Raw genomic sequence first — 14,388 nt, 5'->3', positions numbered from 1 at the left:
AGCAGAGCCGGACGGACTTGTCCCCCGCCCGCGCGCCGCGCCGCACAATTGATCGCGGTCAAATCCGGGCTTGTCCACGGTCAAGTCGGCCCGCGGACCACGGGACTAAAGCCTCCCTGCACCCGGTTGTGACAAGGAGGTTTGGGGATGAATATCGTCAGGAACGCCGCGAAAACCCTGATTGCGATGTCGGCGGCGGCGATCGCGGTCCCGGCAGCGGCACAGAGCGTCGACGCGACGGGCGCCGAGCCCCGTGTCGGCATCGCCGCCGGGGACGTGCTGCTGCGCGCGCGTGCGATCGCCGTCGTACCGAACGAGGATTCGGGCGGCATCACCCCCGCCTTTCCGACCGAAACGCTCGCCGTCGGAAACGCGGTCATGCCGGAGGTCGACGTGACCTATATGGCGACCGACCATATCGGCTTCGAACTGATCGCATCGACCACCAGGCACACCGCCCGGGGGACGAGCGGCACGACCGGCGGGATCGGCAAGCTGGCGACGACCTGGGTGTTGCCGCCCACGCTGACCGCGCAATATCATTTCATGCCCGCCCGCCATGTGCGTCCCTATATCGGCGCAGGGATCAACTACACCCTATTCTGGAACGAAACGGCCTCCGATGGCCTGCAGGCCGCGGTCGGGCAGACCCGCGTCCACATGAAGGACAGCTTCGGCTGGGCGGCACAGGCGGGCATCGACGTGGACATCACGCCCAGGGTCTTCCTGAACCTCGACGTCAAGTACATCGACATCGACACGCGCGTGCGGCTCGATACCGCGGCAGCGGGCACCCAGCAGGTCGAACTGGGTCTCGACCCGCTCGTGTTCGGCGTCGGGCTGGGGATCCGTCTCTAGGGCGTGATGACGTGATGTTGACCCGTCGTGATTGTCCTGAGCCGTTCGTCGGCGAGGAGCGGCGCGCAGCGCGGGCTGGTAGCCCGTGCAAGCGGCGCTACGACGTCCGGCGGGCGGCTCAGGACAACCGCGGCGCGGCGGGCGGAATGTCGTCCGTGGCGTCGTCGCTCGTCCGTCACGGGGGCAAAGCCCCGTTCCTTCCTCGCTTCTATCCACGAACGACATTCCGCTCCGTCACGACGGGTCAACATCACGTCATCACGCTCTAAAGCACTACCGGATCAGGTCGGATCATCGGCACGGAGGTCATTTCGACGCGATGCAAGGCGGGGGGGAGGGCGCGATGCCGCCGACCGGGTCATGCTTCCATGGCCGCTACGCCGTGCGCTGCACGCCGTCCTGCAACAGCGCCAGCAACGGTGGTCGATCCCGCCACGCAATGCGCAGGCGCGCAAGCATCCCTGCCGATCCCCAATTGGGGTCGCGGCCTTCGGGCTGCCTCGCCCAGGCCAACACTTCGTCCCCGGCGCCGGCGTGCGTCAGGACGAGTGCAGCCAGCGCGCGCTCGAACACATGTGGTCGCCGCAGTTCCCTGCGCGCCTGATCCGCGATCTCGCCTGCCAGCGCGTCCGGCCCGGCCGCCCGCGCCGCGGCGATCGCTGCGGCACGGGCGAGCAGCGCCGGTTCGCCCCGCGCCCGCGCGAAGGCAGTGAAATGCCGGGCGTGCGCGTCGTCGTCGCCGCGCACCAGCGCGATGGTCGACAGACAATCCTGCACCACCGCGAAATCGGGATAGCGTCGTGCGATGTCGTGCAACGCCGCGATCGCCTCCGCCTCCCGGCCTGCCGCCCACATCGCCCAGGCATGGTCGGTGCGAATGGCGACCGACCCGGGCTGCATCAGTCGTGCGCGCTTCAGCTCGGCCAGCGCGGCGGCGTGTTCCCCGTGATGCGACAGGATGTTGCCGAGCCAGAAATGATTCTGAACCTCCCCCGGCGCCAGTGCGGTCGCGTGGCGGAACTGCGCCTGTGCCTCGCCGAAATCGCGATCGGCCCAGTAAGCGATGAAGCCGAGCAACCGATATCCGCTCGCCTGACCGGGGGCGAGCCGCACCGCGATGCCCGCCGATGCGCGGGCGCGGGCAAAGGCGGCCTCGTCGCTCCGACCGCCGAATTCGCGCGACAGCAGCAACGCCTCGGCCAGTGCGGCATGGCCTTCGGCGAAGTCGGGCGCGGCGGCGGTGACCTGCTCCAGCATGGCTATGCCGCGCTCGATCGACGGGCTGCTGCGTTCGGCAACCAGGTCGCGCGCGGCGATGAATTGCGTCGCGACAGCCGGATCGGCGGGGAGCGCGATCGCGGCGGGGAGCGCGGCGGGCAAGGCCCGGTCGGCCATCCGATAGGTCGCGGCGATACCGGCGATCACGACGCCGACAACCATCAGACGCCGGCGCGTGTCGATCCGCGCAGGCGCGGCGGCCACCGGCGGTTGCGCGGCCGGTGGCGGCTGGATTTCGCCGGTCGCACCGGGCACTCCCGCCCAGCGTTCCAGTTCCGCGCGCATCGCATAGACCGTCCCGGTTCGTCCGCCGGGAATGCGATGGACCGGCAGGCCGCGCTCGCGCGCCCAGCGGATCACGGTCGTGCGGTCGCGACCGAAATAGGCCGCGATGGCCTTCCACCCGTCCAGCCGCTCCGCCGGGCGAATGCCGGACGGACCCCGAACGGGATCGGCAGGACGCACTGCGTCCATCTTGACGGTGAAGACGCCCATGACTTACCCACAGCCCGCGCGCCGGACATCGCGCGCCCTGCACAACCGTTTACCCGCATCGCGCCGCGGTAGCGTCCATCATCTGTTTAGGCTGGCGAATTCTCCGATGGTGCGGGGGTCACGCGGGCAAAGCGGTGGACCAGGCTGGAGAGCGCGGCAAAGCCGCCGGTCCCGGTCTTTTCGTAGATGCGGTGGAGATGGGTCCGCGCCGTCGCCCGCGCCATGCCCAGTCGCCCGCCGATCCCGGCCAGGTCGCCATGGGTGATGGCGTCGCCCAGCACCCGCAATTCGGTGGGCGTCAGGCCATAGAACGCGCCGATCGCGGCCATCGCGATCGGGCGCGGCCGGTCGATTCGCGTGAGATGCACGACCCATGCCGTACCGGCCACGTCGCCCAGTTCGCCGAACCGGCCGCGATCGAGCGCACGCGCCTGCAACAGCAGCGAAACCGGCGATCCGTCCGGCGCGGTCGTTTCGACGGCAAGCGGCTGGCCGGACTGCATCGCGACGGCGATGCCGCGCCCCGCGACCGTCTCGCCCAGCGTCTCGCCGAGGCGCACCGCCAGCATGGCGGCGACGGCCGGATCGAAATCGACCACCCGCGCCTGCGCGTCCAGCATCAGCAGGGCGCCGTCGGCATCGCCGATCAGCGAACGGATCGCGGCAAGGTGATCGGCCGCGCGGATCAGGCGGCTCTGGATATAGACGGCGCGGCGGAGATGCGGGGTCAGCAGCGTCAGCCGCGTCTCGTCCGCCGCATCGAACAGCGGGGCAGGATCGCGGCGGATCAACGCCAGATGCGCGCTCAACCCGGGCTGCACGATCAGGTTCACCGCCAGATTGTCGACAATCCCCTGCGGCGCGAGATATTCGCGGTAGAAGATGCTGTCGCGCACCTCCGGCCGCGCCAGAAGCGGCGCGGCGGTGCTGCACACGCCCTCCGGCAGGGCCGTCAGCATCGGCCGCAGCACGTCGTGCCCGGCATAGGTCGTCATATAGCGTTCGAGCCAGACGGGCTCGTTGCCATATTGCGCCTGAAAGCCCAGCGTGCCCGGCCCGCTGAATGCCAGGAAGCCCGACTGCGCGTCGAATGCGCGCACCAACTGCTCGATCAGCCCGGCAAACCGGGCCCGATCGAAGGCGGCGTCGTAGATATGCTCGATCTGCACCATCACCTCCCGCGCCACATCGCCGGGGGACGTCGGCGACAGTCCCTCGCCATGCAGCGGGAGTCCTTCGTCGCCAAGGGGCTGCGTCATCGCGATCGCGGCAGGAGGATCTCCTCCAACATCTCGCCCGCCGCGGTCGCCGCGTCGGGAAACGCCAGCGTGACGTCGCCGCGCGTCATGCGGGAGAACATCCGCATCTGCGACAGGCGCATGGCGGTCGCCGCCGCATCGCTCATCGGATCGACCACCTGCGTCCACAGCCTCGTCAGGCGCGCGGCATGTTCGCCCCGTGCGAACGGGCGACCGGCCAGCCCGGTCGGGCGCGACGGCGTGACCAGCACGATAACCGCATCGCGGCGCTGGGTCTTGCCGCGCTCGTGGAACAGATTGCCGACGACCGGCAGGTCGCCCAGGACCGGGGTCTTGGAAAAGGTCATGTCGTCGACCGTCTCGTTCAGGCCCGACAGCAGCAGCGTTTCGCCGAAGCGGATCTCGGCGGTGGCGGCGACCTTCTGGCGGAAGGTCGTCAGTGCCTCGGCAAAGCTGCCCGCGGGATCGGCGGTGACGAAACTGCGGCTCGCCTCGATCTTCACGCGCGTGCCGGTGGCGGTGATCTCGACCGGCGTCACCTTCAGCTCGACGCCGATGTCGATCTGCTCGAGCGAGCCGGACTGGATGCCGTTCACCGCGACCTTCAGCGAACGGCCGACGAAGAACTCGCTCGGCTCGCCGCGATACGCGGTCAGCTGCGGGCGGGCGACGACCGAATAATATTGCCCGCCGCGGCTGAACAGGTTGAGGTTGTAATTGAGCTGCGGGACGGTGATCGCGCTGGTCAGCACGCGCTGGTAGTCGTTCGCGCCGCCGCTGCCGCCGTCGTCGCGGACCGTCCGCGTGCTGTTGCGGCCCAGGCCATATTGCAGGCTGAGGCCGTCGAGCAGGTTGATCCCGCTGCGTTCGCGCCGGGTGTTCTGCGACAGCACGATGGCGACATCGACCGACACCTGATCGGTCGATCCCGGTCCCTGCGGCGGCGCGTCGAGCGGCACCGGCCGGTCGATCGCGGCCGTCTGTTCGATCTGGGCGATACGCGCATGCGTCGCGGCGGCGAGGACCGGCGCGACCACCTCCAGCCGCGTGGCATAGCGGCGTGCCGTCCCGCCGTCGCCCCCCGCTGCCGCGGCCAGCGCGGCGAGGCGCAGCAGATCGGGGTTGCGACCGCCGTCGACCGCGACGGCGCGCGCGCTCGCGATCCCCGCCAGCATGGCGTCGCCCGCCATATAGGCGGCGGCGCCCAGGCTGCCGAGCAGTCGCGCGTCGTCGGGCCGCAACGCCACGGCGCGCGCGAAATGCTCGCTCGCCTCTGCGTAGCGGCCCTGGTCGAACGTGGCCCGCCCCGACAGCGCGGCGGGCCAGCTGCCCCCCGGATCGGCGCGCGCCGCCAGGTCATAGCCCGCCAGCGCGAGGTCGATGGCGTCCCCCCGGCTTGCCCCCGCCTGATGCCACGCCAGCGCCAGCAGCGTCTGCGCGGCACCGTCGCGCGGCTGGCGCGCAACCAGTTCCGACAGCATCGGCAACGCCCGGTCGCCCTGCCGTGCGATCAGCATCGCAGCCCCCCGGTCGCGCAGTACGTCGGACGACAGGACGGCGGGATCGGCGTCCTTCTTCCGGGCGAGCGCCGGTGTCGCACCGCTCGCCAATGCCACGGCGATCATGCCGATCCTGACGATATCTGCCCCTGCCATGCCCTGCCCGTCCCCGATGGATTGCGATGCCCGGCACGGTGGGCGGACGGGTCGCGCGGGCCAAGGGCACAAGCTGTCGTACAGCGTGGCAAGTTGTTGCACATGCCCCGCGCCCCGCCGGCCAAGCCACCCGCCGGGCGCGCGGGCGACATCGCGAACGTGCCACGCCGCGGCGCGATGCGTCGCATCGGCGGGACAGCATCATTTCCCGCAACAAGCGACAAGTTGCGACACGGCATCCCCGTCTCGCCCGCGCTAGCATCCCGGGTGTCGATCCGGTCGCACGATCGGTCCGGTTCCGGCCCGGTTCCGGCGATCGGGCAGCCGCCCTGCGGCGCGCCGCCCCTGTTCAAAGAGGAGATTCCCATGGTTCCAGCCCACCTCGACCGCCGCGCCATCCTCGGCGCCGGTACGTCGCTCGGCCTCGCCGGCCTGTTCGCCACCGCGCCGCTGGGCGCCCGGCAGGAGAAGTGGAGCGGAAGGCCGTTCGGCAATCTCTATACCCCCAGCGCGAACGGCGCAGGCATGATCGGGCCGTGGGGGGAAGTGCGCGCGGCGCGCCTGCCCGAAGGGCTGGTGCCGTATTTCATCCAGTCCGCCAACAAGCTGGGCGTGTTCGACTATAGCGGACGCATGCCGTTCGTGCGGCTGGGCGGTGCGAAGGAGATACGGCTGACGCCTGCGGGCATCGAGCTGGACGGCGGCAAGCCATATCCATGGGACAAGAACGGCATCGCTGCGCTGAAGTCCGCGCTGAAGCAGGACCGCAAGGCGCTGAGCGCGGCGATGCAGATGCGCTCGAGCATGGTGACGTCGTTCACCGCGCTGGCGGTCGTGGCCAACACCGCCCCGGCAAAGGGCGTCGCGGCGACGCGCGACGCCATCCTCGAAGAACTCGGCAATGCGGCGGTGTGCACGGTGACGCGCGTCACCGAAACGGTGGTGACGGTGGTCGAGCGGACCATCGAGGTCGTGCAGACCGCCGCGGAACGTTACGCCGAATGCTATGACGATGCGGTCAAGACCGGCAAGTGCGGCCCGCTCGCGGGGGTCTGCGCCGCGGCGTACTGCACCGCCAAGGGCTTTGCCGAAGTCGCCGTCGGACTGATCACCATTCTCGATGAGGTGATCACCGAGACGGTACGCGACGTCATCACCTGCGCCGCGCCGCTCGCCGGCCTGATCCCGAACAAATGGGATCTGCCCGGCATCCGCCTGCCCGATTTTGAACTCAAGAACGCCGTGCCGAGCAACAAGGAAATGGGGGCGGCGCTCGATTTCCTGAAGAAGAACTGGAACGATCTGTTCGCGTTCCTCGGCCCGCATGCCAAATGCCTGGTCGAGGGCAAGTGGAGCATCGAGCAGGCCGGGATTCCGTTCGTGCCCGGCGTCGGCATTCCCTATGGCCTGCGCGTCTGCATCACGGCGACCTGTGCACGCACGCTGTTCATCCAGAACGTCGCGGGCGAGATGATAAGTGCCTTCAGTTCGCTTCTCACGGTGCTGGCGGCGCTGGTGCCGCAGTTCGCCGCCGCGACCCAGATTCCCGTCGCCGCGGGCGTTGCTGCGGCGATCGCCGCCCTGCCTGCGGGCGTGGTGCCGGCGCTCATCGGGATCGTCTGCTTCCTCGCGATCCTGCTGCGCTATGCCAGCTCGATCTCGTTCCAGCTGAGCTATCTCGACCGGTTCGACCCCGGTGTCTTCGCGGACGGCGAAATCTGCATCAGCCACCCGACGATCGCGGTCGCGGTGCTCAGCGGAATGATGTCGAACCCGACCCTCGCCGGTATGATCGCGCCGACGGTCCACGGCTGAGCTTCCCCCGATCAGAAAGGAATCCCCATGCCGCCGTTCCATGCCGTTCGACTGTTATGCGGCGCGGCGCTGCTGTGCGCCGCCGTACCTGCATCGCTGGCCCAGACCCCGCCGGAAACCTTCGTTTCCTATGAGAACGCCCCCTTCGGTCCCGGCGATCGATCCATGAAGCTGTCGATCCGGCTGACCGGCGGCGAGAGCAACACGAATACCGAGCTGTGGGTCGTCTATGGCCGCGATCGTGCGCAGGTGGCGGGTGCGCCGCTGGGCGGCGATGCATGGCGGGGGCAGGTACGGCTGGAGTCGGTGAACGGCGAGGGCGTGGCGTCCGGCACCTTCATCTTCCCGCACAGCGACAATCGTCGGCCGAACATGAACGACAGCAACGCCGAACCGATCGGATCGGGCCGGACGGTGTTCTACAAGCTGGTCAAGAAGCGCGGCGCGACGGTCGTCGCCTCGCCGGTCGTCAGCTTCGTCATGCCCGACAAGCTGACCATCGCCAATTTCGGCGACAGCTATTCGAGCGGCGAGGGTGCGCCCTATGTCGGGGACGACAAATGGGACCACGACCTGTGCCATCGCAGCGGCAATTCCGGTCAGGCCCGTGCCGTCGCCACGATCAAGCAGGAGAACCCCGGCCTTGCCATCGCGTTCAAGAACGTCGCCTGTTCGGGCGCGCAGATCGCCAACGGCATCCTGCTGTCGCAACGCAAGAAGACCTGGTTCGGCGAGTCCGACGAATCCCGGGCGGTCGTTTCGCCTCAGCTGGCCCAGGTTCGCGACTGGATGGCGGACAACGGCTATGCGGAATTGAACGTCGCGATGGTTTCGGGTGGCGGCAACGACGTGGATTTCGGCCTGTTCGTCGAAAAATATCTGGTGTGGCCCAATGAGTTCAAGGCCGACACGCCCGAATTCCACGCGCTGCGCACCGTCATCAACAACGACGTGCCGCAGCTCTATCGCAGCCTTGGGCAGGCGTTCGACCAGAACTTCGCCTACGACCGGGTGCTGGTGTCCGAATATCCCGATCCGATGCGGGGCAGGACGGGCCAGTTCTGCGATGCGGAAACCAGCGCGATGTACGCCGCGTTCCTCCAGCCGCTGAACACCGCCATCCGCACGACCATCGCCGACATGCCCGGGTTCAGCTATGTCGGCGGCACGATGCAGGCGTCGCGCCATCACGGCATCTGCGACGGCGAGACGCCCTATTTCAACAACTGGCTCCACGATTCGCTCCTGGTGCAGGGCGACTTCTTCGGCATCGTCCATCCCAACCGTCTGGGCCATGCGAAAATCTACCAGCCGGTCTACGAGGTGCAGTTGCGTGCCGCGCTGCGCGACATCATGCTTAAATGGGCGAAGATCAAGGCCAGGGCCGACGCGCGGAGCGAGGCGGAGGAGCGCCGGCGCAGCGCGCGTACGCAACTGGTCCAACGCCGTGGCCAGCCGTTGCAGGCGATCGCGATCCGGCAGATACCGTCGCCGATCCGCATCGGGAAGACCGACCGGCAGGAGGGTGCCGCGACGATCGCCGCGGCTGCGGCGAGCGCAAGGGGGAAATCCGCGCCGACCTATGGCATCGCCGACAACCGGATGCCAGACGGCGAGGATTAGCATCACGGTTGCGTTTGTGAGCGGCGATGCGCGCGTTGCGTAGCGGCTTGGCAGGCGCATCGCCGCGTTGATCGCGGTCCCTGCTGTTGGCCGAACGGCAGATCGACGGCCCGGTGCGTGCGCTATCTGACGAAACCCGGCGCCTCGAAACGATTGAGGAAGAAGGCGAACATGTCTGCGCGAAGCGCAAGCGTCTGTTCGCGCCCCGAACCCATTCCATGTCCGGCGTCCTCGTCGACCCGCAGGAGCGCCAGGTGCCGGTCACCCCAGCGAGCGCGCATCGCCGCAGCGAGCTTTGCGGAATGCCAGAAAGGTACCCGGTGATCGTTCAGGCCGACGGTGAACAGGAAGTCCGGTCCCCCCTTCGCCTTGCGCAGCAGCAAGGTCGAGTCCTGCGCCGTGAGCGCGCTGAAGCCGGCGGCCGTGTTGGGATCGCCGAACTCGGCGAACTGCATCGCGCCGTTCTCGCCACGCGCCAACGCCGTGGAATTGAGCATGCTGACCGAGGCCGTCACCGCGCGGAAGAGATCGGGGCGAGCGAGCGCCGCCGGCGGAACGATCGTACCACCGGCGCTGGTGCCCCATGCGCCGAGCGTCCGCGGGCTGGCGAGGCCCAGCGCGACCAGGCGTTCACCACAGGCGATCACATCCTCCTGGCCACGCGGCTTGTTTGTCTCGCGCCCGGCCTCGTGCCAGGCGCGTCCCTGTTCGCCGCCACCGCGTGCGTGACAGGCGGCATAGATGCCGCCGCGCCGGACCCAGGTCAGCGTCACCGGACCGTAGAACGGTGACGCGATCGCGCCATATGAGCTGTACGCCTCGAGGATCGTCGGACGCGGGCCGGTGACGCTGGCGGGCGGCGCAAGGATCGTGATCGGTATCTTCGTGCCGTCACGGCTCGTCGCGACTTCCTCGATGACGCGCGCGCCGCCCGTGATCTTCGGATCCCCGGGATTGCCGAGGTTCAGCGACGTGGCCCGGCCGTTCCGGAGCGCAAAGAACTGCGTATTGTGGAGCCAGCCGGTGGCCGAGACCACTGTCGGTGCGCCCCCCTCGCCCGCGACGAGATTTGCGAGCGCGCCTGCGAAGGGCAAACCGACCTCGGTCGGAATGGTAGCGTCGTGGCGCTGATACATCAGGCGCGACGATCCGTCGGGCCGCACCGTCGTGAAGTACAGGCCGTCGTCGGCGGCGACGAGCTCGCGGATGACGACACCCCTGCCCCCGTAGATGCGCCGGCTTGCCGCCAGCGTCGGCGAGGTGAGGGAGACGGCGCGGACTTCGCCGTCCGGCAGCGTCTTGCTGGTCACATAATAGAGCGTGCCGCCGTGGACCGTGCCCCGGGCGACCTGGTCGGGATAATCGACCAGCGCGGTCCATTGCGGCTTCCCCGCAAGGACCGTTGCCGTCGGCGCCACGACGATGCGCGTATCGGCACGCGCCTGACCGATTTGGGCGACGACCCAGCCCCCCGCGGCGTTGGCAGCCGGAAAGGCGGCTTCCTGCGGCGTCACGGGCACAGCGGATCCGGTCGCCAGGCTGCCCAGCAACGGCTCGTCGGCGGTCGTCGGCCGGCCCAGAATGTGCCGGTAGATCGTCACGTCCTCGCTGCTCTTCTTTCCTTCCGTCGCGGCGAGCCGGGCATAGACCAACGTCCTTGCATCGACCCAATAGGGCGTGTCGCTCCACGTCGGGGTCAGGACATCGGGGAGCCGGCGTCCCGACGCCACGTCGAGGATGTACGTCGCACCGACTTCGGCACCCCCTTCCGACAGTTGCACCGCGACCAACCTGCCGTCGGCGGAGGGCTGGTACGTACCGATCGCGACAGGCCTGGCGCGGCCCTTGACCGGGTCGAGCAGCACGCGCGTGGCACCGCTCGCCTCGCGTACCATCAGCACCGGATGGTCCTGCCCCGTATCGAGCCGCTCGTAGAACAGCCGACCGCCCGCCGCCTTCACCTCGCCGACCACCGGTGCCGATCTCGACGCGGCGGTAATGTCGGCAAGCAGTCGAGGATAGCCGGGCAGCGCGGCCAGCTGGTCCCGCGTGTGCCTGCTGGACGCCGTCATCCACTGCGCCAGCTCGGTCTTGCGTGCGGGATCTTCCATCCAGCGATACGGATCGTCGATCGCGACGCCGAACACCGTCTCGCGGAACGGCTCGGCGCTGGGTTGCAGTGGAAAGTTGGTAAGCCCGCCACCGGCGGTCTGTGCCGCCAGCGCCGCCGGCAACGCAATTCCTGCCGCAAACGCACCAATTCGCATGGCTTGCCCCCCGACATTGCGGCAGCGATGATGACAGCGCCTCGCCGCGCCGTCTACGGCTACGTCGGTCGATCTGCCGGAACCGCATGCTTCTCGCGAAAACACGCCGGCAGATCGGTGCGGCACATACGGGGTAAGGCGGTGGTTCCGGGAACAGGCGGGACGCTCCCGGCGGCAAGACCGGCAATAGCCTTGTTCAGGGAAATCCATGGAGTCGTCCGTGCAGGTCGCGGCCCCCGACCTTCCGTTACCGCGCCGCCGCAAGGTAGCGGTCCGCCGTGCGCAGCGACAACGCCATGATCGTCAGCGCAGGATTGGCGGCAAGCGCGCTCGGGAATACCGAATTGTCGCAGATGAGGAGGTTGGGAATGTCGAAGCTGCGCCCGTCGGCGTCGACCACGGCTTCGTCGCCGTCGATACCCATCCGACAGGTACCGATGGTATGTGCCGACCGGTCGACCGCGAAGATGTCGCGCGCGCCCGCCGCTTCCCAGATCGCGGTCATCGTGCGACGCGCGTGCCGGTCGATCGCGCGTTCGTTCGGCTGGTAGCTGAAATCGATCCGCGCCTTGCGCTGGCCGAACGCATCGGTTTCGTCCGACAGGGTCAGCCGGTTGTCGGGGTGCGGCAGGCACTCGCCGTTGATCCCGATCCCCGCCATGCGGTTGTAGTTGCGCAGCAGAGAGACCAGCCGTTCCCCCCACAGCCCCGCACCCCGCGCCAGGCCGCCCGCAAGGTTGACGGGCAGCACGCCCAGGCTCTGGATCAGATAGCCGCCGACGAAATCGGCATCGGCGGGCCGCATCAGGTCTTCGGTGACGAGCGACGAGGGATAGCCGCGATTCATCCGCATTTCGGCATCGAAACGGCCCCAGACCTGCGTCGCGACATGCGCCATGAAGTTGCGCCCGACCTGCCCGCTCGAATTGGCGATGCCGAGGTTCAGCAGCAGGCGCGGCGTCTCCACGCCGCCCGCGCACAGGAACACCGCGCGGCAGCGTTGGCGATGGTCCTTGCCCTGCCGGCGATAGACGACGCCGCCGATCCGGCCGTCGGCATCGAACTCGAACGAGAGCACCCGCGCCTCGGCCCGCACCTCGGCACCGTGCGCGACCGCATGGGGGAGGTAGCTGGTATCCATGCTGGTCTTGGCGGCATTGCGGCACCCCTGGTGGCAGGTGCCGCAGTTGACGCACGCCTGCCGCTGGCCCCAGTCGGGCTGGTCGCGGTCGCGCGATACCAACGCGGCGGGCGCATCGGTGGCGGTGATCCCGACCGCCGAACAGCCGCGCGCCATCGCCTCCGCCGGAGCATTGCGCGGTACCGCGGGATAGGCGTAGCGGCGGCGTTCGTCCCACGGATAGCGCGCCGGGCCGGACACGCCGGTAAAATCCTCGACCTGCTCGATATAGCCGGTCAGTTCGGCAGGGTCGATCGGCCAGTCGGCCCCCTGTCCGGTCAGCGTCCGCAGCCGCAGGTCGCGCGGATCGGGCCGGGGGCAGAAGGCGCCCCAGTGCAGCGTCGATCCGCCGACGCCCATGCCCGAGTTGTTCGATCCGAACGCGGTCGGGTCCGTGCCGCCGCTCAACCGCTCCTCCATCCAGTAGATGTCGGCGGCCAGTTCGTCGGCGACATGTTCGTGCGGTCGAACGGCGCGTCCTGCCTCCAGCGCGACGACCGACAGCCCGGCCTTCGCGAGGCGTGCCAGCAGCGGCGCGCCGCCCGCACCGGTGCCGACGACCACGGCATCGACGATCTCGCCGGTGGCGAAGGGGGCACGGCTCATGCGGTCGTCTCCGCGGCGTGCTGCCACCGTTCGATGTCGTCGGCGGCGATGCGGATATAGCCCTGCTTGCGCGGACCATCGCCGCCCACCGCAAATCCGTCATAGCCGATCGCAGCCATCGCGGCGGGGGTTGCCATCCACTGGCGGACGATCTCGGCACGCAGGTCGGCGAACCACAGCGCCATCTGCGCGGGCGAGAGGTGGTCGGGATCGTCGGCGATACCCGCTTCCCCGGCGTCGATCCGCATCAGCCAGTCGCGCTGCGCGTCATGGTCAAGCGCGGCAAAACCCCCGGCCAGCCTGTCCAGCGTCGCAAGGCCCCGCGCCCATGCGATCGGGTCGGGCGGCAGGTCGGCGAAGCGCCAGCCGTCGCCCGGCCCCCGCACCGCCACGCCTACCCGCAGTGCAAGACCCTGATCGGCGCCCTGGTCGGGCAAGACCTGTGCCACCAGCGCGGCGACGAGGTGCAATTGCGTGTCCGACCAGCCCGCTGCTTCGCGCGGGACCGGCCGGGTCCGATCGAGCATCGCGGCGCGCGTCCGGCGACCGACGCGATCCGAGTCGAGCAGCCGGGCGAACCCCGTCGGCAGCGACGCCGACGCCACGGCAGCGCCATGCCCGGCGATCGCCTTCGCCAGCGCTTCGGGCTGTTCATACGGGATCAGATGCGCCGCGCCGTCGATCGCCGCTACCGTGCCGTGCGGATAGTGCGGCAGGTTCAGCGCGCGCTGCGCCGCTTCGCCCAGATCGCCGTCCTCGGCCCCGGCAAGGATCAGCGCCGGAATCGCGACCGTGCCCACCCGCGCCGTCCAGTCCTCGCGGCTGCCGCGCTCGAGCCAGCCCAGCCATGCCTCGCGGTTCGATCGCTCGACGTCGGCGATCGCCCGTTCGCGTACAGGGTCGGGCAGGCGCGCGGCACAATTGGCATCGACGAAGGTTTCGGCATCGGCGCGCGCGACCGGGCCCGTGGCGACCCAGCCGATCATCCGCGCCCGGCGGTCGTCCGCGATCGGTTCGGGTGCGGGCGGCGATGCCGCGACCAGCACCACGCCGAGGATCCCGGCCAGCCCCTGCTCGCCGCTCGCCGCGCGTGCGGCGACGAGCGTGACGATCTTGCCGCCCATGCTGTGCCCGACCAGTACGCACGCGGCCAGTTCCCGCGCCCGGATCTGGTCGGCAAGGCTGTCGGCCATCGTCGCGACATCGGCATAGCCCGCATCGGCACGCGCACCGAAGCCCGCGAGGTCGAGTGCGATACAGCGATGGTCGGGCAGATGCGCACGGACCAGATCCCATTCCCGGCCGCTCGCGCCCAGTGCGTGCAGAAATACCAACGTCGGTTGCGTCATGCG

9 protein-coding genes are annotated in these 14,388 nt (G+C 69.2%); 3 read left to right on the top strand and 6 right to left on the bottom strand.

Annotated features, from left to right (window positions below):
• Nucleotides 1-147: 147 nt before the first annotated feature.
• Entirely contained in the window at nucleotides 148-858 is a 711-nt protein-coding gene (locus ABLE43_RS01915) for an OmpW/AlkL family protein (protein ID WP_348976774.1), read from the top strand.
• 375 nt (nucleotides 859-1,233) lie between these two features.
• Here ABLE43_RS01915 and ABLE43_RS01910 read toward each other — a convergent pair whose 3' ends face one another.
• The 3 genes from ABLE43_RS01910 to ABLE43_RS01900 form a co-directional block, all read right to left on the bottom strand.
• Complete coding sequence (locus ABLE43_RS01910) at nucleotides 1,234-2,631, bottom strand: tetratricopeptide repeat protein (protein ID WP_348976773.1); 1,398 nt, start codon at nucleotides 2,629-2,631, stop codon at nucleotides 1,234-1,236.
• Nucleotides 2,632-2,717: 86 nt separating this feature from the next.
• Nucleotides 2,718-3,890 (bottom strand): helix-turn-helix transcriptional regulator, encoded by a 1,173-nt coding sequence (locus tag ABLE43_RS01905; RefSeq protein ID WP_348976772.1) that lies wholly within the window; start codon nucleotides 3,888-3,890, stop codon nucleotides 2,718-2,720.
• Nucleotides 3,887-5,545 (bottom strand): tetratricopeptide repeat protein, encoded by a 1,659-nt coding sequence (locus ABLE43_RS01900; protein WP_348976771.1) that lies wholly within the window; start codon nucleotides 5,543-5,545, stop codon nucleotides 3,887-3,889. Before ABLE43_RS01900 ends, ABLE43_RS01905 begins: the two co-directional genes overlap by 4 nt.
• A gap of 366 nt (nucleotides 5,546-5,911) precedes the next feature.
• On the opposite strand from ABLE43_RS01900, the gene ABLE43_RS01895 reads away from it, so the two are divergent.
• The gene (locus ABLE43_RS01895; protein ID WP_348976770.1) at nucleotides 5,912-7,360 is read left to right on the top strand and encodes a hypothetical protein; all 1,449 of its coding nucleotides are present in this window, start codon (nucleotides 5,912-5,914) and stop codon (nucleotides 7,358-7,360) included.
• 27 nt (nucleotides 7,361-7,387) lie between these two features.
• Nucleotides 7,388-8,983 carry an SGNH/GDSL hydrolase family protein gene (locus ABLE43_RS01890; RefSeq protein ID WP_348976769.1) on the top strand — a complete coding sequence of 532 codons (1,596 nt, stop codon included), beginning with the start codon at nucleotides 7,388-7,390 and terminating at the stop codon, nucleotides 8,981-8,983.
• Nucleotides 8,984-9,105: 122 nt separating this feature from the next.
• Here ABLE43_RS01890 and ABLE43_RS01885 read toward each other — a convergent pair whose 3' ends face one another.
• The 3 genes from ABLE43_RS01885 to ABLE43_RS01875 form a co-directional block, all read right to left on the bottom strand.
• Nucleotides 9,106-11,217 (bottom strand): prolyl oligopeptidase family serine peptidase, encoded by a 2,112-nt coding sequence (locus tag ABLE43_RS01885; RefSeq protein ID WP_348976768.1) that lies wholly within the window; start codon nucleotides 11,215-11,217, stop codon nucleotides 9,106-9,108.
• 280 nt (nucleotides 11,218-11,497) lie between these two features.
• Nucleotides 11,498-13,036 (bottom strand): GMC family oxidoreductase, encoded by a 1,539-nt coding sequence (locus tag ABLE43_RS01880; protein ID WP_348976767.1) that lies wholly within the window; start codon nucleotides 13,034-13,036, stop codon nucleotides 11,498-11,500.
• Entirely contained in the window at nucleotides 13,033-14,385 is a 1,353-nt protein-coding gene (locus ABLE43_RS01875; RefSeq protein WP_348976766.1) for an alpha/beta hydrolase, read from the bottom strand. Before ABLE43_RS01875 ends, ABLE43_RS01880 begins: the two co-directional genes overlap by 4 nt.
• Nucleotides 14,386-14,388 lie beyond the last annotated feature (3 nt).

It is taken from the genome of Sphingomonas silueang (genome assembly GCF_040049155.1).
GTDB lineage: Bacteria > Pseudomonadota > Alphaproteobacteria > Sphingomonadales > Sphingomonadaceae > Sphingomonas > Sphingomonas silueang.
The sequence above is the reverse complement of the archived record's forward strand: the minus strand, read 5'-3'. Positions and strand labels throughout refer to the sequence as shown.